Genomic DNA, 21,479 nt, shown 5'->3' on the forward strand with positions numbered 1-21,479 from the left:
GGAGAGCTACGATCAAGCCCTTGGGTGGTTAGTGACTGCTCGTTACCGGGATTCAGAAAATGCAGAAATCGTTATGTCACTGGTTGGAGACTTTTGCAGGAGCAAAGGGAAGGAGGCGACTCTCTATAAGACGACTGCTGGCAACACATCCACTATTCAAGAAGTTTGGGCTTGTCAGACTCCCCCAATGCTAAATGATACTGACATACTTAGCGCGGTTTATTGCCATTTTATTGCTAACGCGCCTCGCTACTCTGTGGATTTTTCAAACCGTCAGAAGGAAGTAGCTGAGCAAAAATTTGTAACGGCTTTCTTGAATAAAAGGATCGAATACCCTGTCGGCGGTTTTTACGATAAGTACCAGAGTAACTTTGCTTCTTGGGCTGTGGCCAGACATGATGAAAGCATCAGCACTGATAAAGTCCGCCAGTGGTTTGACAAGCATTGCCAGTAGGCAAAACGCTGATGCTGTTGCACCACCCATTGTCATATCATCAATGGGCAATAAGGCTTTATTGTCCAAAATCTGTTAGTTGCGCATTTTCTGCACCCTGAATACTCTGCGATTAATCCTAATAACTCAAGGGTGAGTATGGCTATCGGGAACAGACAGATTCAAAATGAATCACCTGAGGAAGAGTTAGAGCGCTTGCTGGAAGAACTTGCACTGACGCATGAGCAACGAGAGTTTATTGAGTCCATGCTACAAGAGGACGGGGATAGTACCAATGGGGAGTAACGCTTGCACCGTCACTGTATTTGATGAATGGCTAATGTTCGTGTATAGACTATTTCGACTTATGATTTTACGATTTAGATAAATCATACAAGGAGGACGGTTTATGAGCGCACAGGCAGAAGAAGGAACATTACGCCGGATGACTTTAGGCGAGATAGCAATGGCTCGTAGGGTGTTCGGTGATTCGATAGTGTATAGCCGTGTCTGGATTCATTGCGACAGCTATTTACCATTCGGACTACAAAAACAGAACTACGCGATGACTCCAAACGGGGAGTTATGGTACAGAAAGTCGATGTACAGGGAAGATTTTTCCGCAAACTCGGTTTTCATCGAAGATAAATATGTTTTCATCCATGAGCTGGGGCATGTCTGGCAACACCAACACGGGCAATGGGTGAGAATGCGGGGAGCTTTTAGCTGGGCTGCTGAATATACCTACAGGCTGGATAAAGAAAAGCTCACTGATTACTCTCTTGAACAGCAAGCCTCTATTTTAGCTGATTACTGGTTACTGCTGGTTTATGGGATCAGTAAGTGGTCATACTATCAGAGACCAGGGCGCATGGGGATGTACAGAGGCGTAGATTTGTTGCAGGATGTCCCTTCGCTTTACCAGAAAATCGTAACAGGGAAGGGGCGTTAAACATGAAAAACAAAATGTTGCTGGGTGTTGTATTCCTCTTAACGGGATGCCCTGGGCCAGGTGATCGAATGGTAGATCGTGAATCTACAACGGCATTGATCAAAGATAATCAAGTTTGTGTGTTGTCACCACTGGAGCCGCAGGAACGGATCACTGCTATTCAAATCAAAAGCGATAATAGCGACTCTCTTCACAAGATTTTCGATGACAAGCCTGTTTATGTACCGAAGGGGGAGTGTCTTCCTGTATTTGGATTTAAGTTTACGTCTGGGGAGCGGTATAACTTCGCGTATGACGTCCAATCTGATAAGTCAGAATCACATTTAGTCACCGCTGAACTTTCTTACCCTTAAGAATAGGGGGCAAACTGCCCCTTTATATTCATTTCAACGCACGTACGTGATCAAGTAAGCGTTAATGCGCGTATATATCTCTTAATGCATATAGTCTATCACGCTTGCTGAAGCCGCTTAACAACCTGATCGAAGGCTCCCGCTTGTAACTGGCAGAATCCTCAAATATCAGTAAGATGGGTCAGAAGGTCTTTAGTCGGTAGAAGGTGGCTTTGCTGATAGCCAGCCTATCTTGAACCATTGCAGGAGAGCAACCTTGAACTAATAACTCTCTCACCTGTTCAGCGGTTGCTTTAATCGGTCTGCCGCAATGTTTTCCTTCAGACTGAGCACGCTTGATACCTGCCGTTCTGCGCTCTGCTATCAGGTCTTTTTCCAGGCTGGCAAGTCCTGCCATCATGGTAAGCATTGCTTTGCCAACTGGTGTTGATAGGTCAAATCCTTCTCGCAAGCTGACAATCTTCACGCCCTTCGTTTGCAACATTTCAACTGTGGAAAGTACATCAATGGTGTTACGTCCCAGGCGGTCTATAGCAATCACAATCAGCGTATCGCCTTCTCGTACATAGCTGAGTAACTCACCGAACCCTGGACGATCTGATGCCTTTACTGCACCACTCACAGCTTCATCACTGAACCAGCGGTTAACACTATATCCAGCTTCGGTTATCTGCTGCTTCTGGTTTTCAACGTTCTGGTCGCTGGTGGAAACTCGCACATATCCGATCACAGTTGTCATGATGTTCTCGAAATCTCAAAAGATAGTATCAAAATGATAGCTGTCTCAAAATAAAAGATCAACCTTTTGAGACAAGGCGAAGCCGCATTCTGTCATTGCGTCGGTGTGGTCTTAAAAGGAGATGGTTATGAGAATGGATAATAGAGGTTTAGGACTCGGGACTGAGAGCAAATGTAAGTGGAAATGATAATCGCGAAGGTGGTGATTGGCTCAAATGCTCGTTGCGGTTTGATTGTTGGGGTCGAGCAAATATATAGGGCGTGATTACTCACGCCTTTGTTTACATCTCAGAGCACAGGCTGAGCGTGTAGACAGCAGTCTGTCCATCATTGTTTGTGGGGCGCATAACGAAAATAGGCTCACTCCCATTGTCGATGTATGTGACGGCAATCCCTCCGTCTGGCGTGGCGTACATCTTCGCAATACTTTTCTCACCCAAGAAACCGAGCCGCCAGGTTTTACCACCCATGCTCACCTTCATACTTTTGTCCTGCACATCAAGGCGAGTTTCGACAGAAGATTTTTGGCTACCAGAATCGATCTGCCCTTCCTGGATCGCCTTACAGCTGAATGTGGTTGCACTTGAGGCGAAGGGGAGAACGATCAGTGACGCGACAATCAATCTTTTCATGGTCTTCCTTTTCTTGTTTGATTTGGTGGCAAGGCGCTGTTAGCGCATTACCTTATCTTACCACTTTCATTAATTAAATCGATCTTATAGATCAGTAAAATCGATCGATATGGGTGATACAATGCTATTGTACAAATACTGAGCACTGTGACATTCGGCGATAACAGTCAACTGGAGTGAGGCTTATGAAGAAATCAATATTGGTGATATCGGGACTACTGATTTCACAGTTGGTGATGGCAGGGCAAATCACAATGACAGATCCGCAGCAGGAAAAAACGGAGAATGGTAAGACGCTTTGCACCTACGAGAACAGCCAGTATGTTTTTACCTACGTCACTAAAGGGCAGTGCCCGTATGCAAAGACTTTCGACACCCAGGATTCAGAATAGAGGCCGTATAAAATAGGAAGTGTTGTTTAAAATCACGTAAAGACAGGTGTGCTTAACACCAGCCTACAACGGTTTGATTATTATTTCTGCTGATAACGGCACAGCGCAAGGCTTTATGCTAAGAGAGTGATAGTTACTATCTCGATGACTATGGCAACTTTCCCCCTGTAACAACGGCATTCATTACCTGCTAATTACCAGCGGATTACGCGCCAGTTTGATGGGAATTAACTCAGGGTTATTGCATGGGGTAGTGTGGAGTGAGCAGGGTGACAGGCTACCGTTGGGTGAAGGGCTGATAGGTAATCGACGCGAAGCGCCGGAACCATACTGTTATGCGCTGGCCTTGGTGCCAGGCTCACGCCGCGCATGAAAGATAGCCATTACAGGAGAGATCATTTTTGACAAGTTACCTTCATCAAAGGTGCTTCTCCTGTATAAATGCTTGTTATGCTCGCTATGCTCCCAAACACAAATCCATTAAACCCAACTAACTTAAGGTTAGTTAATTGGTTTTCTCTCTCTTGGGCTACTACCGCCCAAACTTTGCTTAATGCCATACAGCGACTACCCCGCCATTAACAACACTCCACAATGATCCAATGGCATTCCTGCTTAATGTCATCCACCGATCTTGATTAGCCACCAACCAAACAACCACCCTAAATCCTTTAGGCTGTCTGTTTATCTGGTGCAAGGTAGCTATGACATTACCATACGTGCAAACATCCCAATCCAATCATCACTGATTGTCTCGTGCTGATGCACTTCAGTGCAGAGAGAGAATCTCTCTATTATTATAGCGGATTTGGTAGGTGTCTGTATTTAAAGGGAAAAGTAGAGTGAAAGTCGCCATTTTTCACTTTTTTCCTCAAGAAATGGCGAGATGGTGTTTGTGAATGGGAGGCATGGCTATCTTCTCAGGTGGCAAGCTCTACCACAGATTTTGATTGACAGCAACCATCCATTCCTGGCATAAAGAGCACCAATCGCAAAGCAAAGATGCAACGCGTTGAAAATAATCAAAAATATTTCACGAAATCACCGTTTGGGTATTGACAAACGTTAGTGAGCTATGGTATTCTCAATACTATGAAGGGGAGAAACCTTCTGAAACTTTTCAGCCCTGGGCGGGGTAACTGCCTGGGGCTTTTTGCATCCAAAATCCGAAGGAGGCCATTATTGAAGTATTACAGCAGTGACCAGGTGTTTAATGACCTGGTGAGCGGCGAGGTGAAACGCCATGTTATTTACGCATCAATGCAAGCAGCAAAATCGAGAGGGTATACAGACCGAATGGAAATGTTTCAATCTGCACTTATCCGTTATGACCAATACCGAAAGGAGAACACCAACTAAGGAGGAACATTGATTCAAGCATACGAAGACGGTTATTTTTTCAGAGATACCCCGCAACACGATCACCCGCTTTCAGCATTTTCCAGACCAACCCAACAACTCGTTTCTTTAGATAATGTTCTGTACGTTGTCGAAGTGGAAAGTGGTGAAATTCTTCACTACGACTCGACAGAGTATTTGCTTGATGGTGGCATCGTTCAGGATCTGCATTTGAGCTATTCGACAGCAGACACCGCCAAATCAAAACAGGCTCACCGTGAATACGCTAATAAGTTGGGCGACCTTCCAGGGAATGCAACCTATAACGGGATTAAGGAATACGCAGACGTATTAACCAAGCCAGATTTCACGAAAGTATTTGCATTGTGTAACGAAGTTGACAGGAGAAACTTAGCATTTATAACACGTGCGGATCTGTGCGCAATACTGAACACCACGCCGGATCATCTCAACCGTGTTTTATCGGGTCTTGAGCGTAAAAAGTACATCAAGGTTGATAAAGCTGAACACCAGAAAGGCGTATTAAAGGTATGGGTTAATCCTTCGTTTGTCTGGAAAGGCGATTTAGCAAACCGCTACTTATCTGGTCATATGCAGGGATTTCCGATTCTGGAGCGTAAACGCCCCGTAGAACGCTCTGACGTGCTCGATACGCTCACGGCGGCTGCAATGGTTGCTTATGATGCCTGGTACATTGAACACGGTTATAAGGCCAACCAGCCTCATTCTAATGAATGGTATGCAGAGATCACGCTTTACGACAACGCCCACGGCGAAGGGGTGAGGCTTGCAGCAGAAAATCCGACATTAAGCAGATTGTTGAATCCGGCAAAGTCTGAGAGTGATTTCATTCGTGAGCTATTCACTCCGGCTCAATACCAAGCCTTACTAAGAGAAACCACGAAGAAAACGAGGAGAGTCCATTGATCCAATACGTAGTGAAATACGGCATTGACCATATTCAGATTGCTGACTGCTGGAAGTGGGAAAGAAATGCTCTTGGCAGCGCTTGAACATCCAGCGCACGGGCTAACTCAGAAAAAGGCTGCGGAAGAAATGGCGGTATCTCTGAGGACGGTAGCAACCTACTGGAACCAGGAGCCTCGCGTATGATCACCGCACTTTACTGGTATCTGCTGTTCCTGTTTATCTGGGATGTAATCCGCACTTTTGAAAAACGTAGAAAAACAGAACGCAAAACTGAATCTCAGGATGTTTGAGGTGGTGATTGATAAAGAAAAGGGGCTAATGCCCCTTTTCTCGTTTCTTACTTTGTCGATTGAGCTAATACCGTTGCTGCAAGCTGTTTGGTTTTTTCGTTTGAGTGTGGATTGTCGAGCGCTTTAGCCACAACTGTCTCCATTCTTTTTCGATGGTATAACGGAAAGTATCATGTCGTGTAAGCGGCGAAGGTGTAGTTTTGATGAGTTTTAAAGTTTGTCCGGCAGCAGAAGCGAATCTACTGGGCATTTACCATCGCCACATACCTATCTAACTCTTCCATACTTCCAGACGGCATGCTTACCACTGTTTTTTGGCTGCTTTCTATACAGCTGATGATGTCTTCGCGTGGGCCGCTGCGCCAGTCAGTGCTTGCATAAAAAGCATCAAGGACAACAACCATGCTCTCGTGGCTATCAAAAGCGCGTATCAAATAGTAGCAATCCGGGTTATGCATGGAGTGTCCGAACGAAATAACCTCGATCCCGTGGCGTTGGTGTAGGGGAATGCTGATTTCCCGCATGATATTGTGAAAAGTGACTCCGGTGCCTTTGCGTAATGTGTATTGCAATATTTCGATGATTCGTTCCATTAATGCGATCCCCAAATGAGCGCCATCCCTTCGCTTTCAGGACGGACGGTTTTAAAACCGAATTTTTCATATAGCTCTGGAACATCTGCGATCAAGGTAATGTATGCTCCAACTGGTGCTTGTTGCCCGAGCCAGGACATTAATGCCTCCATGACTTTCCGGCCCAGCCCTTTACCTTGATGTTCTGGATCGACCGCAACATCTACGATTTCGAAGTTGAGTGCTCCATCTCCGACAATCCGCCCCATGCCGACAATAAGATCAGAATATTCAATGTATACGCCATGACAGCTTCTTGGGAGGGCTTGTTTTGCGGCCTCAAGAGGGCGGGGGGTTAAACCGGATATGATGCGCAAGCGGCAAAAATCCTCTGCGGGTGGAACTGCATCAACCAGAGTGTATCGTGATCCCATATTCAGCCTCAGTGCCATGAATGATCTTTTGTTTAGCATTAACAATAGCATCTATGCAATCTTCACGGTCTATTATAAAGACCGCCTCGTCACTGTCGAAAATGTTTGAGGGCTGTGACTGAGTGGGGGACTGTCATCGACTGGGGGATGATATAGAGTACCACTCCGCTATATGTTGTATGGTATTTTGTGAACTATTTACATATATTGTGTTTTTGCTTTGACACCGCTTCGCTTATTACCTACTCTTAAAAAGGTTAAGTTGTTCTTTCCTTCATTCCAGATGAGGTGTTTTCATGCCTAAACAAAAGGTAGTTCGTGATGCGGGTACTGGTCAGTTTGTTAAGCCGGAAGAGGCTAAGAAACGTCCAGGGACAACTGTTACGGAAACTGTAAAAATCCCCCCTAAAAAAGGGAAAAAGTAAAAACATCTCGAAACATTACAGCGATATTGGAAGAAAGGGGCTTACGCCCCTTTTCTCATTTCTGAAAGTCAACGACACATAACAGGTCTTTAAGCGGTGGGCGGTGCGTGTAAATGGACGTTACACCTAAACTTTGAGTTCGAGAGTGTCCAACTACAAACTGCATCAAAGGTAAAGAGACGCCACCAGATGCAAGGCAATGACTTACGAAGGTGTGGCGAAGACTATGTATGCGCCTTTTTAGCCCAAACTCATCATAATCAGGGACACCTGTTTCATTCATCAATTTAGCCCATTCGGCTGTTGCTGTGGTGTAGTTAGGTAAGTCACTGAAAATCAGATCACCATCGTTAAGAGCATCGGCAAGACTGAGTAAACCTGACTCTAAAACCTTATTGAGTGGTATCTGGCGTTGGGCATGCTCGGTTTTCCCGTCTTCTATATAAATGTACCAGCGTGAAGTTTCTTCATCTAAACGGATGTCCCGCTTTCTGATAGAGGCAATCTCGCCACGTCGAGCACCAGTATAAATGAGGGTGAGGAAGTACCATTTGCGCCAATCGTTATCTTCCAGTGAGAACAGCTTGGTTTTAAGCTTACTCAACTCAGCGTTGCTGAAATGACCTCTCCGATTGGGCTTCACCTCATATGTGATTCCATCGGTAGGGGATTTCTCTAACTGGTCTTTGGTGTCAACGAGGTAAGTTTTAAAAAGCGAGCGCCAGATTTTGAGATGTTTTTCAACATGCTGACTACTGATCAGATCTTCCTCTGGTACGTCATAATCAATGCATTCAGGCAAAGATAGGCGCTTGTATGGCAGCTTAGTCCGAGTCGGTAAGTTTTCGGTCACTTTCAGCGCTTCACGAATATCTTGCTTAGTAACCCGATCAATCGGTTTATCACCAATAACGTAAATCAGCACATCAAAGAAACGCTGGTTCTCGTTAGCGATGCTTGCACGCCATTTTTGACCTTTTTCTTCAACATACTGCGTCCATGCTTCGGAAAGTTTGATTGCCTGGCTTGCGGTATCTTTAACTTCCGTTGAAAAAGCCTGGTTTGTTTCAACACTACTTTGGGGTGAAGATTTCAGTTTCTGCTTTTCTAACTGATTTTGCAGTGTTGCAATGAGTTGGCGATATCGCAGCAAATCTTTCGAATAGAATGCTTCATAGGCTTGCGCGACGGTCGCGCGGCTCATATCAAGTGCAGCACCTACTTGATTCGCAAGGGGCAAATCACCCTTGGAAAGTTCAAGTTTCTTCATGTGAAAACTTGCAAGCACTTCGTTTGCTGTCTGATCGCTACCATTAACCATGCGTTGGAAGTGAGCTTCCGAATAGCCTTGTGCGGCTTCAACCGTATCAGAAGCAGATAATGGAGAATCAGGATTTATGTTTCTGTGCCACTGTCCTAACTCCGGCAGACGCTCCACCTCTGCAATATCTCTTTCGAGTGCATGTAGAAGATAGTTGTCAAAGTCCTGTTTAGTGGCGGCTCGGTAGCCTTGCATTTTGCGTTTGAACTCGTCGAGGCTCATCGTTCCATTCTGCACAAGGGGAATGAAAGGGCGGATCTGATTCATGATCACTTCTGCTTGCTTTCGGCTATCAGTACCGAGACTCAGACGCACAAAACTTGTTGAATCATTTAGTCTAAAGTTAGTGTAGTATGTGCGCCCACGAATCATTGTGTGTGACAGCTTGTGTGACACGTTGTTTGCCATGCTGTGTACCATGAAATAGTTACAGATCAGTGAGTTAAGTCGATTTATTAGCTAACTCGTTGTTTTAGAAAGTATACCAGACGCCTGTGAAGGCGACACGTAAGGATGCTCTATGAGCGAAAAACTACAGAAAGTGCTGGCGAGAGCTGGCCACGGCTCCCGCCGTGAGATCGAATCTATTATTGAAGCTGGCCGCGTCAGCGTGGACGGTAAAATCGCGACCCTGGGTGACCGCGTTGAGGTGACGCCGGGGCTGAAAATTCGTATCGATGGTCATCTCATTTCGGTGAAAGAGTCCGTTGAGCAAATTTGTCGTGTGCTGGCGTACTACAAACCAGAAGGTGAGCTCTGTACCCGCAATGATCCGGAAGGCCGTCCGACAGTCTTCGACCGTCTGCCGAAATTGCGTGGTGCACGCTGGATTGCAGTTGGTCGTCTCGACGTCAATACCTGCGGTCTGTTGCTGTTCACCACCGACGGCGAGCTGGCGAACCGCCTGATGCACCCGAGCCGCGAAGTCGAACGCGAATACGCCGTGCGTGTATTTGGTGAAGTAGATGATGCGAAACTGCGCGATCTCGCGCGTGGTGTGCAACTGGAAGACGGCCCGGCGGCGTTTAAAACCATCAAATTCAGCGGTGGTGAAGGTATTAACCAGTGGTACAACGTGACCCTGACCGAAGGACGTAACCGCGAAGTGCGTCGCCTTTGGGAAGCGGTGGGTGTCCAGGTTAGCCGCCTGATCCGCGTACGTTACGGTGATATCCCACTGCCAAAAGGCCTGCCGCGCGGCGGCTGGACGGAACTGGATCTCGCTCAGACCAACTATCTACGTGAGCTGGTTGGCCTGGAAGCTGAAACGCAATCAAAAGTGGCGGTAGAGAAAGATCGTCGCCGCATGAAAGCAAATCAGATCCGTCGTGCCGTGAAGCGCCACAGCCAACCTGGCGGCACTCGCCGTCCCGGCAGTGCGCGTAACAAAAACGATTAACAGAAAGGGGCGAAAGCCCCTTTTTATCGCCTGACCTGGCGTTACTCGTCAACTGGTCTGCATCATCGCCAGGCCAGATTTACCATTAATAATCAATACCGATCTGCGCTTTAATACCTGCTTCGAAAGCATGTTTAACCGGACGTAGTTCGCTGACTGTATCCGCCAGCTCCAGAATATCCCGGTGACAACCGCGTCCCGTAATGATCACAGTTTGCATCGGTGGACGGTTGCGCAGGGCGTTCAGCACCGTTTCCAGCGGCAAATAATCATACGCAACCATATAGGTCAGCTCATCGAGCAGCACCATGTCCAGAGAAGCGTCTGCCAGCATTCTCTCCGCGTGTTGCCACACCGCCAGACAAGCCGCTGTGTCGCTTTCGCGGTTTTGTGTGTCCCAGGTAAAACCGGTCGCCATGACCTGAAATTCCACTCCCAATGGCTCCAGCAGGTTACGTTCGCCATTTGGCCAGGTACCTTTAATAAACTGGATCACACCGACCTTTTTCCCATGTCCGATAGCGCGCGTAGCGGTGCCGAACGCCGCGGTAGTTTTGCCTTTGCCGTTGCCGGTGAAGACAATAATAATTCCACGTTCGTTTTGTGCGGCGGCCACGCGAGCATCAACGCGTTCTTTTACGCGCTGCTGGCGTTGCTGATAACGTTCTTCACTCATTGTGTAATCCCTGGTTTACGACCGGGTTGCGCATCGAAGCTCATCCCGGTTTTGCGTCGGCTGTCATCGCCCATCAGCCACAAATAGAGCGGCATAATATCGGCGGGGGTTTTCAGTTTTTGCGGATCTTCTGTAGGGAAGGCGCTGGCACGCATTTTGGTGCGCGTGCCGCCCGGGTTGATACAGTTGACCCGCAGGCGGTTCTGGTACTCTTCGGCCAGCACCTGCATCATTCCCTCGGTGGCGAATTTTGACGCTGCGTAAGCGCCCCAGTTGGCGCGTCCCTGACGGCCAACGCTGGAAGAGGTGAACACCAGCGAACCGCTATCTGATTTGAGTAATAAAGGAAGAAGCGCCTGCGTAAGGTAGAACGTTGCGTTGACATTGACCCGCATAACGGCATCCCAGGTCGCTGGATCCTGTTCGCTCATCGGGCAGATATCTCCCAGTAAACCGGCGTTGTGCAGCACACCATCAAGGTGTGGCGTGGCGGCTGCGATCGTTGCCGCCAACTGCTGGCACTCTTCTGGCGTACAGGTTGCCATATCCAGAGTAAACCACTGCGCCTGCTGACCTTCATCCTTTATGGCCTGAGCAACCTGGCGTAATTTCGCTTCCTGGCGTCCGAGCAAAATCAGGCTTGCGCCATGGCGAGCGTAAGTCAGAGCGGCTTCTTTACCGATGCCATCACTGGCACCGGTAACAAGAATAATGCGGTCGTTTAGCAGATCGCGTTGCGGCTGATAATGCACACTGCCTCCTCAGGCCGGGCCAGTAATCACTTTATATGTTGGCTTTATGCCTTAAATGACAGGCTATTTCAATCGGCCACACGGAGAGTTGCGCAACCTTTAAGCCAGAGAGTGTTAAAAAATTCAGCAACATGGCACATTTGATGCCAGGCTTGCGCGAGACGCGCCCGGCCGGCTCATGTACACTGCAGTCATTATTATTGGTGTAACCGAGGTGGTACGCGTGGAATTACTGTCTGAATATGGTCTGTTTTTGGCCAAGATCGCGACCGTGGTAGTGGCGATTGCGGTGATAGCGGTGCTTATTGTCAATCTGACGCAGCGCAAGCGTCAGCGGGGCGAGCTGAAAATTACCCGTTTGAGCGAGCAGTATAAAGAGATGCAAGAGGAAATGTCCGCTTCATTGCTGGACGATCATCAGCAGAAACAGTGGCATAAGGCGCAGAAGAAAAAGCTGAAGCAGGAGGCAAAAGAAGCCAAAGCGAAAGCAAAAGCAGGGAAAAGCGGTGACCCAGAAAAATCGCGCGTTTATGTGCTGGATTTCAAAGGCAGTATGGATGCCGGAGAAGTCAGCGGGTTGCGCGAAGAAATTACCGCCGTGCTGACCGTGGCAAAACCGCAGGATCAGGTCATTCTACGACTTGAAAGCCCTGGCGGCGTGGTGCACGGCTACGGTCTTGCGGCTTCCCAATTGCAGCGCCTGCGCGACAGACATATTCCTCTGACCATCGCCGTTGATAAAGTGGCAGCCAGCGGCGGTTATATGATGGCCTGCGTGGCGGACAAAATTGTTGCTGCACCCTTCGCCATTATTGGCTCTATCGGCGTGGTAGCGCAGATCCCTAACTTCAATCGTTTCCTGAAAGGCAAAGAGATCGATATTGAACTGCATACTGCCGGACAGTTCAAACGTACGCTAACGCTATTGGGTGAGAATACCGAAGAAGGGCGACAGAAATTCCGCGAAAGCCTGAATGAAACCCATGACTTGTTTAAAGATTTTGTTCATCAGATGCGCCCGTCGCTGGATATTGAAAGCGTGGCGACCGGAGAGCACTGGTACGGCTCCCAGGCGCTGGAGAAGGGCTTGATTGACCAGATTGGCACCAGCGACGAATTGCTGCTCAGCCTGTATGCGGATCACGAAGTTATCGGTGTCCGATACCAGCAACGCAAGAAAATGATGGCGCGGTTTACTGGCAGTGTGACAGAGAGTATTGACCATTTGCTGATGCGCTGGTGGCAGCGCGGACAAAAACCCCTGATGTAAACAAAACGCGAGGCTCCTGGCCTCGCGTTTTTAGTTAGTCAATAAGATGATACTTTTCAGAAAGTTCATGTGCTAAGTATTTGAACATATTGAACACCGCCGTGCTTTTCGGCGTCGGCAGACCTTGCTCATCCAGGTAGTACTCGCCGCTGAATACCAACACGCCATTGCGCTGGGTAACATCGGTGGCGGCAATACCTGCCAGCGTATCTTCATGGTCACGGATCAGCTTGTTAGCCAGCTCCAGCAATGTCTGGCGATCGATAGGTTGAGATGTACCGGTCATTTTTCTACTCCTCAAAATTTTCTGAAGTTTACCGCTGGCCCGGACAGGGAGCAAATTTTCCCTGTTTTTGCAAAGGGTTTGACCTGCTGTTGTGCTGGCGCGTTTCGTTTTTGCGTGCTAATAAAGTTGCGTAACAAATTTTATCAGGTACAGTGTGACGCTTTCGTCAACCTGGCAACAGAATTGCTTGACATTCGACCATAACACCGTCGTACAACATCACCCTGACGCGAATAAGCTTGTAAACTCAGCCACCTGAATGCTTCGTTTGACGCGCCTGGCCAGATATGGGGTTGATATCCCTGGTTGTTGCCACAATAGTGAAGGTTCGTCGTGGGTGGCGTTAAGAAATGTCGACGTATTCCTGGAAGAATTAAATTAGGTAAAGGTGAATATGGGTAAAGCTCTCGTTATCGTTGAGTCCCCGGCAAAAGCCAAAACGATCAATAAATATCTGGGTAATGACTATGTGGTTAAATCCAGTGTTGGTCATATCCGTGATTTGCCGACCAGCGGCTCAGCACCCAAAAAGAGTGCAGACTCAGCCTCCACCAAAACGGCTAAGAAGCCTAAAAAGGATGAACGCGGCGCTCTTGTCAATCGCATGGGGATCGACCCATGGCACAACTGGGATGCACATTACGAAGTGCTGCCAGGCAAAGAGAAGGTGGTTTCTGAACTGAAATCGCTGGCTGAAAAAGCCGACCACATCTATCTCGCAACCGACCTTGACCGCGAAGGGGAAGCCATTGCATGGCACCTGCGGGAAGTGATCGGCGGTGATGAAAAACGCTACAGCCGGGTGGTGTTTAACGAAATCACTAAGAATGCCATTCGGCAGGCTTTTGAAAAGCCGGGTGAACTGAATATTGACCGTGTGAATGCCCAGCAGGCGCGCCGCTTTATGGATCGCGTGGTGGGTTACATGGTTTCCCCTCTGCTGTGGAAGAAAATTGCCCGTGGCCTTTCTGCTGGCCGCGTACAGTCTGTTGCTGTCCGTCTGGTGGTTGAACGCGAACGCGAAATCAAAGCCTTTGTTCCGGAAGAGTTCTGGGAAATTGATGCTGCTACCGCGACGCCTGGCGGTGACGCATTGCCGCTGCAGGTGACGCATCATGGTGACAAAGCGTTCCGTCCGGTCAACCGCGAACAGACAATGGCCGCCGTTAGCCTGCTGGAGAAAGCGCGTTACACCGTACTGGAGCGGGAAGATAAACCGACCAGCAGCAAGCCTGGCGCGCCGTTTATCACTTCAACATTGCAGCAGGCTGCCAGTACGCGCCTCGGTTTTGGCGTGAAGAAAACCATGATGATGGCGCAGCGTCTGTACGAAGCCGGTTACATCACCTACATGCGTACAGACTCAACCAACCTGAGCCAGGACGCAGTCAGCATGGTTCGCGGCTATATCGCCGACAATTTCGGTAAGAAATACCTGCCGGAGTCTGCTAACCAGTACGCCAGTAAAGAGAACTCCCAGGAAGCGCACGAAGCGATTCGTCCTTCCGATGTTGCGGTGCAGGCTGAGTCGCTGAAGGATATGGAAACCGACGCACAGAAGCTGTATCAGCTTATCTGGCGTCAGTTTGTCGCCTGTCAGATGACGCCTGCGCAGTACGATTCCACAACGCTGACTGTGGGCGCGGGCGATTTCCGCCTTAAAGCACGCGGGCGTATTTTGCGCTTTGATGGCTGGACAAAAGTGATGCCTGCACTGCGCAAAGGCGATGAAGATCGCACTCTGCCGTCGGTGAATAAAGGTGATGTGCTGTCGCTCGTCGAGCTGACCCCGGCACAACACTTTACCAAGCCGCCAGCACGTTTCAGCGAAGCTTCGCTGGTTAAAGAGCTGGAAAAACGCGGCATTGGCCGTCCGTCTACCTATGCGTCGATCATTTCAACCATTCAGGACAGAGGCTATGTGCGCGTGGAAAACCGTCGTTTCTACGCGGAAAAAATGGGTGAAATCGTCACCGATCGCCTGGAAGAGAACTTCCGCGAGCTGATGAATTACGACTTTACCGCGCAGATGGAAGACAGCCTTGACCGCGTTGCAAACCATGAAGCCGAGTGGCGTAAGGTGTTGGACAGCTTCTTTGGCGATTTTTCTCGCCAGCTTGAGCAAGCTGAACAGGATCCGGAAGTTGGCGGGATGCGGCCGAACCAGATGGTTCTGACCAGCATTGACTGCCCGACCTGTGGCCGTAAAATGGGGATCCGTACCGCCAGTACTGGCGTATTTCTCGGTTGTTCCGGCTATGCACTACCGCCAAAAGAGCGCTGCAAAACCACCATTAACCTGGTGCCGGAAAACGAAGTGCTTAATGTGCTGGAAGGCGATGACGCGGAAACCAACGCGCTGCGCGCCAAACGTCGTTGCCAGAAGTGCGGTACGGCGATGGACAGTTACCTCATTGATCCGAAACGCAAATTGCATGTCTGCGGTAATAACCCCACCTGTGATGGCTACGAAATTGAAGAGGGCGAGTTCCGCATCAAAGGGTATGACGGCCCGATCGTCGAATGTGAGAAATGCGGTTCTGAAATGCACCTGAAAATGGGGCGTTTTGGTAAGTACATGGCATGTACCAACGACGATTGCAAAAACACACGTAAAATCCTGCGTAACGGTGAAGTTGCGCCGCCGAAGGAAGATCCGGTACCTTTGCCGGAGCTGCCTTGTGAGAAGTCCGACGCTTATTTCGTTCTGCGTGATGGTGCTGCCGGAGTGTTCCTTGCAGCCAATACCTTTCCGAAATCGCGTGAAACACGTGCGCCGCTGGTGGAGGAATTGTATCGCTTCCGCGAGCGTCTGCCGGAAAAACTGCGTTATCTGGCCGCTGCTCCACAACAGGATCCGGAAGGTAATAAAACGATCGTCCGCTTTAGCCGTAAAACCAAACAGCAGTATGTGGCATCGGAAAAAGAGGGAAAAGCAACCGGGTGGTCGGCTTTCTATATCGAGAATAAATGGACTGAAGCTAAAAAATAAGTAACTTCAGTGAGTTATCTTGAAAGGGCCGCTTTGTCGGCTCTTTTTTATGCCTGTATTATTATTCTTTGTTCGCTGCTATACACAGAAGCTATAAATGATATAGTTGTTATAGCAATACGATTTTTTATTATGAAATCGTCTTAAGCGATTACCCGTTTGCGTACTTGGGATGGTCTGTTATGAAACTACAGCAGCTTCGTTATATCGTCGAGGTGGTTAATCACAACCTCAATGTCTCCTCGACGGCGGAAGGGCTTTATACTTCCCAGCCTGGTATCAGTAAGCAAGTTCGCATGCTGGAAGATGAACTGGGGATCCAAATTTTTGCCCGCAGCGGCAAGCATCTTACCCAGGTAACGCCTGCCGGGCAGGAAATTATTCGTATTGCGCGTGAAGTCCTGTCGAAAGTGGACGCGATTAAATCGGTGGCAGGGGAACACACCTGGCCCGATAAAGGCTCGCTGTATGTCGCCACAACACATACCCAGGCACGTTACGCGTTACCTAATGTCATCAAAGGTTTTATTGAGCGTTACCCGCGTGTCTCGTTACATATGCACCAGGGTTCGCCCACGCAAATTGCTGAAGCGGTGTCGAAAGGCAATGCCGATTTCGCCATTGCCACCGAGGCGTTACATCTGTATGACGATCTGGTGATGTTGCCGTGCTATCACTGGAATCGTTCAATCGTGGTCACGCCTGATCATCCACTGGCTTCAAAGCAGTCCGTTACGATTGACGAGTTGGCGCAGTATCCGCTGGTAACGTACACCTTTGGTTTTACGGGCCGTTCTGAACTGGATACCGCGTTTAATCGTGCAGGGTTAACGCCGCGCATTGTCTTTACCGCCACCGATGCAGACGTTATTAAAACTTATGTGAGGCTTGGTCTGGGAGTAGGTGTTATTGCCAGTATGGCGGTAGATCCGGTCTCCGATCCGGACCTGGTTAAGCTGGATGCACATGAGATTTTCAGCCACAGTACAACCAAAATTGGCTTTCGTCGCAGTACTTTCTTACGTAGCTATATGTATGATTTTATTCAACGATTTGCGCCGCATTTAACTCGTGATGTGGTCGATACTGCCGTGGCATTGCGTTCTAATGAAGATATAGAAGCGATGTTTAAAGATATTAAGTTGCCGCAAAAATAATGTTGGAGGGTATCTTTTTGACTGAAAAGGTGCCCCTAAATCTGCCTAAAGTTAAATCACTATTATCATCATCTGACTTATCCCGAATCTTCCACAGTGATTGAAATCACACCCTCAAAGCGGACACTGTCACTCATTAGCGACAAAAATAGAAACTAAATTGCTGGTCTGCAAATTTATTACTTCAATAATTTATTTGTGGTCAAAAGATTAAATATTTCTTTGAAAATGGTGAGTAAATTAACTGGATTTTCGGCTAAAGTTCTTTTAGGATTTGTCTCATCTCATGATTAATCGTACCTATTGTTGGTGCCGAAAATGATAAGTGATGTCGATTGTGCGAGGTTAGCAATGCCATCAGGAAGTGAAGAGCCAAAAAGGGATCCTGAGCTCAAGCGTAAAGCCTGGGTGGCTGTATTTCTTGGTTCTGCCTTATTTTGGGCGGTTGTTGTGTTATTGATCTGGAAATTCTGGGGTTAAAATGGCTATAGCGGGTCGATTAGAACCAGTTAAGCAAGTATGTCAGCTTCGTGACACACCACAGAACGCGAAAACCAAAACGGTGACCTCTATTCCGACATGCTGGAAACTGACGCCACAGCAGCAAGCTTTTATTGATGCTTTCGCGGAAGACGATACCAAAAAACAATAATTATATCATCAGAATAATTGTGGGGAATTATCCGCGCTATTCATTGATATGTTCTTATGTACTCTTTAATTAATACACAGCATAAATAGATTGAGTAAAGACTCAGTTTTAATGAATAGTTTTTCTGGTAATCAGTTGATGAATAATGATTGTCGAATGAAATACTGGTCGTGGATCACCGTGTTTTCTGTTTCCATCCTCTTTTGGGCTCAGATTGTCTGGATGCTCTGCCGATAATAGTCCGGTAACGTATTGAAAAGCCTCGCAAACTGCGGGGCTTTTTTAATTTCCTCGCCTACAAATTTACCCGTTTGTAGCAATTTGGGTTGTTATCAAATCGTTACGATATGTTTGTGTTATCTTTAATACAGACCCTGAAGACTCTCAGGGTATCGCAATCCCTGTAAGTAAGGAGGAGCACATGTCGTTGACCCTACGCGAAGCCAGTAAGGACACGTTGCAGGCAGAGAATAAAACTTACCACTACTACAGCTTGCCGCTGGCCGCCAGACAACTTGGGGATATTGCGCGTCTACCCAAGTCACTCAAAGTACTACTCGAAAACCTTCTGCGCTGGCAGGATGAAGAATCCGTCACTGAAGAGGATATCCGTGCGCTGGCGGGCTGGCTAAGCACTGCTCACGCCGACAGAGAAATTGCCTATCGCCCGGCCAGGGTTCTGATGCAGGATTTCACTGGCGTTCCCGCAGTCGTTGATCTTGCCGCCATGCGCGAAGCGGTAAAACGTCTCGGTGGTGATACCGCCAAAGTAAACCCGCTGTCATCGGTTGATTTAGTTATCGACCACTCTGTCACCGTTGATCACTTTGGTGATGATGACGCGTTCGAAGAGAACGTACGGCTGGAGATGGAACGTAACCATGAGCGCTACGTCTTCTTGCGCTGGGGACAGCAAGCCTTCAGCCGCTTCAGCGTCGTACCGCCTGGCACCGGTATTTGTCACCAGGTCAACCTTGAATACCTCGGTAAAGCCGTATGGAGCGAATTACAGGACAAAGTGTGGGTTGCCTATCCGGACACGTTGGTTGGTACCGATTCTCACACCACGATGATCAATGGCCTGGGCGTGCTGGGCTGGGGCGTTGGGGGTATTGAAGCGGAAGCCGCCATGCTCGGCCAGCCAGTTTCAATGCTCATTCCTGACGTCGTTGGTTTTAAACTGATCGGTAAACTGCGCGAAGGCATTACCGCCACCGACCTGGTGCTGACGGTGACGCAGATGCTGCGTAAACACGGTGTGGTGGGGAAATTCGTCGAATTCTATGGTGATGGACTCGATTCGCTGCCGCTTGCCGATCGCGCCACTATCGCCAATATGGCGCCGGAGTATGGTGCCACGTGTGGTTTTTTTCCTATTGATGCCGTAACGCTTGAATATATGCGCCTGAGCGGGCGTAGCGAAGAACAGGTCACGCTGGTTGAAGCCTATGTAAAAGCGCAGGGAATGTGGCGTAACCCGGGTGATGAGCCGGTATTTACCAGTACACTTGAACTGAATATGCATGATGTCGAGGCAAGTCTTGCTGGCCCAAAACGTCCACAGGATCGTGTAGCGCTTAGTGATGTGCCTAAAGCCTTTGCCGCTAGCTCTGAACTGGAACTGAATACGGCACAGAAGGATCGCAAACCGGTTGACTATGTGCTCAATGGACATTCATATCAGCTGCCGGATGGTGCGGTGGTCATTGCGGCCATTACTTCCTGTACGAATACCTCAAACCCCAGCGTGCTGATGGCTGCCGGGTTATTGGCGAAGAAAGCTGTCACACTTGGGTTGAAACGTCAGCCGTGGGTAAAAGCTTCACTGGCACCGGGTTCGAAAGTGGTTTCTGATTACCTGGCACAGGCGCGTCTGACGCCTTACCTTGATGAGTTGGGTTTTAACCTGGTCGGTTACGGTTGTACGACCTGTATCGGTAACTCCGGCCCGTTGCCGGAACCGATTGAGCAGGCGATCCGCAAGGGCGATCTGACGGTTGGTGCGGTGCTTTCGGGCAATCGTAACTTTGAGGGCCGCATTCATCCACTGGTGAAAACCAACTGGCTGGCGTCTCCGCCGCTGGTGGTGGCTTACGCGCTAGCAGGGAACATGAATATCAACCTCGCAACCGATCCGCTGGGCTACGATCGGAAAGGCGATCCGGTGTACCTGAAAGATATATGGCCCTCCGGCAACGAAATTGCGCGTGCCGTTGAGCTGGTTTCGACAGAAATGTTCCGCAAAGAGTATGCCGAGGTGTTTGAAGGTACCCCGGAATGGAAAGCCATCCAGGTTGAGCGTTCGGACACTTACGACTGGCAGAACGATTCTACCTATATCCGGTTGTCCCCATTCTTTGATGATATGCCGGTGCAACCGAAGCCGGTGGAGGATATTCACGGTGCGCGGATCCTGGCCATGCTGGGTGATTCTGTCACCACCGACCATATTTCGCCTGCGGGCAGTATCAAAGCGGACAGCCCGGCGGGACGTTATCTGCAAAGTCACGGTGTTGAGCGCCGTGATTTTAACTCGTATGGATCGCGGCGCGGCAACCATGAAGTCATGATGCGTGGCACGTTTGCCAATATTCGTATCCGTAATGAAATGGTGCCAGGCGTGGAAGGGGGAATGACACGCCATTTACCGGGCAGTGAAGTGATCTCCATCTATGATGCCGCGATGCGCTATCAGCAGGAGAAAACGCCATTAGCGGTGATTGCCGGTAAAGAATATGGCTCAGGCTCAAGCCGCGACTGGGCCGCCAAGGGGCCGCGTTTGCTGGGGATTCGCGTGGTGATCGCCGAATCGTTTGAGCGTATTCACCGCTCGAATCTGATTGGTATGGGGATCCTGCCGCTGGAATTCCCGCAAGGCGTTGCGCGCAAAACGCTGGGACTCACCGGCGAGGAAAAACTGGACATTGTGGATCTGGAGCATATCAAACCGGGCGGAACATTAGCGGTAACGCTAACTCGCGCTGATGGTAAGCAGGAAGTGCTGGAATGCCGCTGCCGCATTGATACGTCTACAGAGCTGACTTACTACCGCAATGACGGCATTTTGCACTATGTGATACGCAACATGCTGAACTAAACAAACAGGCCTGCATTTGCAGTAATGCCGATCAGTTAAGGATCAGTTGACCGATCCAGTGGCTGTGTAAGAATCCGGAAACGCTCACTCGTTTCCGGATTTTTTTATGTACATTGGACAGGCCCTTGATTTGGTATCCCGTTACGATTCTCTGCGTAACCCACTGACTTCTCTGGGGGATTACCTCGACCCCGAACTCATCTCTCGTTGCCTTGCCGAATCAGGTACAGTAACGCTACGCAAGCGCCGTCTTCCCCTCGAAATGATGGTCTGGTGTATTGTTGGCATGGCGCTTGAGCGTAAAGAACCTCTTCACCAGATTGTGAATCGCCTGGACATCATGCTGCCGGGCAATCGCCCCTTCGTT

At 48.9% G+C, this 21,479-nt stretch carries 23 protein-coding genes; 15 read left to right on the forward strand and 8 right to left on the reverse strand.

Features of this window, described 5'->3' with window-relative positions:
* Nucleotides 1-73: 73 nt before the first annotated feature.
* From GA0061070_RS18355 to GA0061070_RS18365, 3 genes are all read left to right on the forward strand, one after another.
* The gene (locus GA0061070_RS18355) at nucleotides 74-454 is read left to right on the forward strand and encodes a hypothetical protein (protein WP_046889832.1); all 381 of its coding nucleotides are present in this window, start codon (nucleotides 74-76) and stop codon (nucleotides 452-454) included.
* 388 nt (nucleotides 455-842) lie between these two features.
* Complete coding sequence (locus tag GA0061070_RS18360) at nucleotides 843-1,385, forward strand: hypothetical protein (RefSeq protein WP_023294875.1); 543 nt, start codon at nucleotides 843-845, stop codon at nucleotides 1,383-1,385.
* A 2-nt stretch (nucleotides 1,386-1,387) separates the two neighbouring features.
* On the forward strand, nucleotides 1,388-1,738 hold the full coding sequence (locus GA0061070_RS18365; RefSeq protein WP_063149425.1) for a putative T6SS immunity periplasmic lipoprotein: 351 nt from the start codon (nucleotides 1,388-1,390) through the stop codon (nucleotides 1,736-1,738).
* Between the two features lie 181 nt (nucleotides 1,739-1,919).
* Here GA0061070_RS18365 and GA0061070_RS18370 read toward each other — a convergent pair whose 3' ends face one another.
* A complete protein-coding gene (locus GA0061070_RS18370) occupies nucleotides 1,920-2,477 on the reverse strand; it encodes a recombinase family protein (RefSeq protein ID WP_090137452.1) in 558 nt (185 codons plus the stop codon).
* A 280-nt stretch (nucleotides 2,478-2,757) separates the two neighbouring features.
* Complete coding sequence (locus GA0061070_RS18375; protein ID WP_032986243.1) at nucleotides 2,758-3,108, reverse strand: hypothetical protein; 351 nt, start codon at nucleotides 3,106-3,108, stop codon at nucleotides 2,758-2,760.
* Nucleotides 3,109-3,293: 185 nt separating this feature from the next.
* Here GA0061070_RS18375 and GA0061070_RS18380 point away from each other — a divergent pair, with 185 nt between their 5' ends.
* Both GA0061070_RS18380 and GA0061070_RS18385 read left to right on the forward strand, forming a co-directional pair.
* Nucleotides 3,294-3,500, forward strand: coding sequence for a hypothetical protein (locus GA0061070_RS18380; RefSeq protein WP_090137453.1), 207 nt, complete (start codon nucleotides 3,294-3,296; stop codon nucleotides 3,498-3,500).
* A gap of 1,368 nt (nucleotides 3,501-4,868) precedes the next feature.
* Nucleotides 4,869-5,786 carry a helix-turn-helix domain-containing protein gene (locus GA0061070_RS18385; RefSeq protein ID WP_090137454.1) on the forward strand — a complete coding sequence of 306 codons (918 nt, stop codon included), beginning with the start codon at nucleotides 4,869-4,871 and terminating at the stop codon, nucleotides 5,784-5,786.
* Nucleotides 5,787-6,318: 532 nt separating this feature from the next.
* On the opposite strand, the gene GA0061070_RS18390 is transcribed toward GA0061070_RS18385, so the two are convergent.
* Complete coding sequence (locus tag GA0061070_RS18390; RefSeq protein ID WP_063158032.1) at nucleotides 6,319-6,672, reverse strand: NIPSNAP family protein; 354 nt, start codon at nucleotides 6,670-6,672, stop codon at nucleotides 6,319-6,321.
* Nucleotides 6,672-7,085 (reverse strand): GNAT family N-acetyltransferase, encoded by a 414-nt coding sequence (locus GA0061070_RS18395; RefSeq protein ID WP_090137464.1) that lies wholly within the window; start codon nucleotides 7,083-7,085, stop codon nucleotides 6,672-6,674. Before GA0061070_RS18395 ends, GA0061070_RS18390 begins: the two co-directional genes overlap by 1 nt.
* Nucleotides 7,086-7,381: 296 nt before the next feature.
* On the opposite strand from GA0061070_RS18395, the gene GA0061070_RS25805 reads away from it, so the two are divergent.
* A complete protein-coding gene (locus GA0061070_RS25805; RefSeq protein ID WP_023294885.1) occupies nucleotides 7,382-7,510 on the forward strand; it encodes a hypothetical protein in 129 nt (42 codons plus the stop codon).
* A 55-nt stretch (nucleotides 7,511-7,565) separates the two neighbouring features.
* Here the strand turns inward: GA0061070_RS25805 and GA0061070_RS18400 are convergent, their stop codons facing one another.
* Nucleotides 7,566-9,098, reverse strand: a complete 1,533-nt coding sequence (locus tag GA0061070_RS18400; protein ID WP_080345976.1) for a tyrosine-type recombinase/integrase — start codon at nucleotides 9,096-9,098, stop codon at nucleotides 7,566-7,568.
* 253 nt (nucleotides 9,099-9,351) lie between these two features.
* Here GA0061070_RS18400 and rluB point away from each other — a divergent pair, with 253 nt between their 5' ends.
* The gene (gene rluB / locus GA0061070_RS18405; RefSeq protein WP_090137455.1) at nucleotides 9,352-10,230 is read left to right on the forward strand and encodes a 23S rRNA pseudouridine(2605) synthase RluB; all 879 of its coding nucleotides are present in this window, start codon (nucleotides 9,352-9,354) and stop codon (nucleotides 10,228-10,230) included.
* Nucleotides 10,231-10,315: 85 nt separating this feature from the next.
* Here the strand turns inward: rluB and cobO are convergent, their stop codons facing one another.
* Nucleotides 10,316-10,906, reverse strand: a complete 591-nt coding sequence (gene cobO, locus GA0061070_RS18410; protein WP_090137456.1) for a cob(I)yrinic acid a,c-diamide adenosyltransferase — start codon at nucleotides 10,904-10,906, stop codon at nucleotides 10,316-10,318.
* Nucleotides 10,903-11,658 carry a YciK family oxidoreductase gene (locus GA0061070_RS18415; RefSeq protein ID WP_090137457.1) on the reverse strand — a complete coding sequence of 252 codons (756 nt, stop codon included), beginning with the start codon at nucleotides 11,656-11,658 and terminating at the stop codon, nucleotides 10,903-10,905. Before GA0061070_RS18415 ends, cobO begins: the two co-directional genes overlap by 4 nt.
* A 223-nt stretch (nucleotides 11,659-11,881) precedes the next feature.
* On the opposite strand from GA0061070_RS18415, the gene sohB reads away from it, so the two are divergent.
* A complete protein-coding gene (gene sohB, locus GA0061070_RS18420) occupies nucleotides 11,882-12,928 on the forward strand; it encodes a protease SohB (RefSeq protein ID WP_090137465.1) in 1,047 nt (348 codons plus the stop codon).
* A 34-nt stretch (nucleotides 12,929-12,962) separates the two neighbouring features.
* Here sohB and GA0061070_RS18425 read toward each other — a convergent pair whose 3' ends face one another.
* A complete protein-coding gene (locus tag GA0061070_RS18425; RefSeq protein WP_090137458.1) occupies nucleotides 12,963-13,214 on the reverse strand; it encodes a YciN family protein in 252 nt (83 codons plus the stop codon).
* Nucleotides 13,215-13,608: 394 nt separating this feature from the next.
* Between GA0061070_RS18425 and topA the strand changes: the two genes are divergently transcribed.
* The 7 genes from topA to GA0061070_RS18455 form a co-directional block, all read left to right on the forward strand.
* Nucleotides 13,609-16,206 carry a type I DNA topoisomerase gene (topA, locus tag GA0061070_RS18430; protein ID WP_090137459.1) on the forward strand — a complete coding sequence of 866 codons (2,598 nt, stop codon included), beginning with the start codon at nucleotides 13,609-13,611 and terminating at the stop codon, nucleotides 16,204-16,206.
* A gap of 182 nt (nucleotides 16,207-16,388) precedes the next feature.
* On the forward strand, nucleotides 16,389-17,363 hold the full coding sequence (cysB, locus tag GA0061070_RS18435) for an HTH-type transcriptional regulator CysB (protein ID WP_007371933.1): 975 nt from the start codon (nucleotides 16,389-16,391) through the stop codon (nucleotides 17,361-17,363).
* A 318-nt stretch (nucleotides 17,364-17,681) separates the two neighbouring features.
* A complete protein-coding gene (locus GA0061070_RS18440) occupies nucleotides 17,682-17,843 on the forward strand; it encodes a YmiA family putative membrane protein (RefSeq protein WP_090137460.1) in 162 nt (53 codons plus the stop codon).
* A 1-nt stretch (nucleotide 17,844) separates the two neighbouring features.
* Nucleotides 17,845-18,015 (forward strand): hypothetical protein, encoded by a 171-nt coding sequence (locus GA0061070_RS25220; RefSeq protein WP_090137461.1) that lies wholly within the window; start codon nucleotides 17,845-17,847, stop codon nucleotides 18,013-18,015.
* Nucleotides 18,016-18,153: 138 nt separating this feature from the next.
* On the forward strand, nucleotides 18,154-18,252 hold the full coding sequence (ymiC, locus tag GA0061070_RS25605; RefSeq protein ID WP_244153170.1) for a small membrane protein YmiC: 99 nt from the start codon (nucleotides 18,154-18,156) through the stop codon (nucleotides 18,250-18,252).
* Between the two features lie 184 nt (nucleotides 18,253-18,436).
* Entirely contained in the window at nucleotides 18,437-21,112 is a 2,676-nt protein-coding gene (gene acnA / locus GA0061070_RS18450; RefSeq protein WP_090137462.1) for an aconitate hydratase AcnA, read from the forward strand.
* 106 nt (nucleotides 21,113-21,218) lie between these two features.
* Nucleotides 21,219-21,479 (forward strand): transposase domain-containing protein (locus GA0061070_RS18455; RefSeq protein WP_208598149.1); only part of this gene is annotated, 261 nt, incomplete at its 3' end.

The organism is Kosakonia oryziphila, assembly GCF_900094795.1.
Lineage (GTDB): Bacteria > Pseudomonadota > Gammaproteobacteria > Enterobacterales > Enterobacteriaceae > Kosakonia > Kosakonia oryziphila.

What these genes read in the sequence shown, in the direction of transcription:
- GA0061070_RS25805 (WP_023294885.1), top strand. Translation starts at nt 7,382, where the DNA reads ATGCCTAAACAAAAGGTAGTTCGTGATGCGGGTACTGGTCAGTTTGTT.
- ymiC (WP_244153170.1), top strand. Translation starts at nt 18,154, where the DNA reads ATGAATAATGATTGTCGAATGAAATACTGGTCGTGGATCACCGTGTTT.
- GA0061070_RS18370 (WP_090137452.1), bottom strand. Translation starts at nt 2,477, where the DNA reads ATGACAACTGTGATCGGATATGTGCGAGTTTCCACCAGCGACCAGAAC.
- GA0061070_RS18440 (WP_090137460.1), top strand. Translation starts at nt 17,682, where the DNA reads ATGATAAGTGATGTCGATTGTGCGAGGTTAGCAATGCCATCAGGAAGT.
- GA0061070_RS18390 (WP_063158032.1), bottom strand. Translation starts at nt 6,672, where the DNA reads ATGGAACGAATCATCGAAATATTGCAATACACATTACGCAAAGGCACC.
- GA0061070_RS18425 (WP_090137458.1), bottom strand. Translation starts at nt 13,214, where the DNA reads ATGACCGGTACATCTCAACCTATCGATCGCCAGACATTGCTGGAGCTG.
- cysB (WP_007371933.1), top strand. Translation starts at nt 16,389, where the DNA reads ATGAAACTACAGCAGCTTCGTTATATCGTCGAGGTGGTTAATCACAAC.
- GA0061070_RS18400 (WP_080345976.1), bottom strand. Translation starts at nt 9,098, where the DNA reads ATGAATCAGATCCGCCCTTTCATTCCCCTTGTGCAGAATGGAACGATG.
- acnA (WP_090137462.1), top strand. Translation starts at nt 18,437, where the DNA reads ATGTCGTTGACCCTACGCGAAGCCAGTAAGGACACGTTGCAGGCAGAG.
- topA (WP_090137459.1), top strand. Translation starts at nt 13,609, where the DNA reads ATGGGTAAAGCTCTCGTTATCGTTGAGTCCCCGGCAAAAGCCAAAACG.
- GA0061070_RS18355 (WP_046889832.1), top strand. Translation starts at nt 74, where the DNA reads ATGTCACTGGTTGGAGACTTTTGCAGGAGCAAAGGGAAGGAGGCGACT.
- GA0061070_RS18375 (WP_032986243.1), bottom strand. Translation starts at nt 3,108, where the DNA reads ATGAAAAGATTGATTGTCGCGTCACTGATCGTTCTCCCCTTCGCCTCA.
- GA0061070_RS18395 (WP_090137464.1), bottom strand. Translation starts at nt 7,085, where the DNA reads ATGGGATCACGATACACTCTGGTTGATGCAGTTCCACCCGCAGAGGAT.
- cobO (WP_090137456.1), bottom strand. Translation starts at nt 10,906, where the DNA reads ATGAGTGAAGAACGTTATCAGCAACGCCAGCAGCGCGTAAAAGAACGC.
- GA0061070_RS18380 (WP_090137453.1), top strand. Translation starts at nt 3,294, where the DNA reads ATGAAGAAATCAATATTGGTGATATCGGGACTACTGATTTCACAGTTG.
- GA0061070_RS25220 (WP_090137461.1), top strand. Translation starts at nt 17,845, where the DNA reads ATGGCTATAGCGGGTCGATTAGAACCAGTTAAGCAAGTATGTCAGCTT.
- GA0061070_RS18360 (WP_023294875.1), top strand. Translation starts at nt 843, where the DNA reads ATGAGCGCACAGGCAGAAGAAGGAACATTACGCCGGATGACTTTAGGC.
- GA0061070_RS18365 (WP_063149425.1), top strand. Translation starts at nt 1,388, where the DNA reads ATGAAAAACAAAATGTTGCTGGGTGTTGTATTCCTCTTAACGGGATGC.
- rluB (WP_090137455.1), top strand. Translation starts at nt 9,352, where the DNA reads ATGAGCGAAAAACTACAGAAAGTGCTGGCGAGAGCTGGCCACGGCTCC.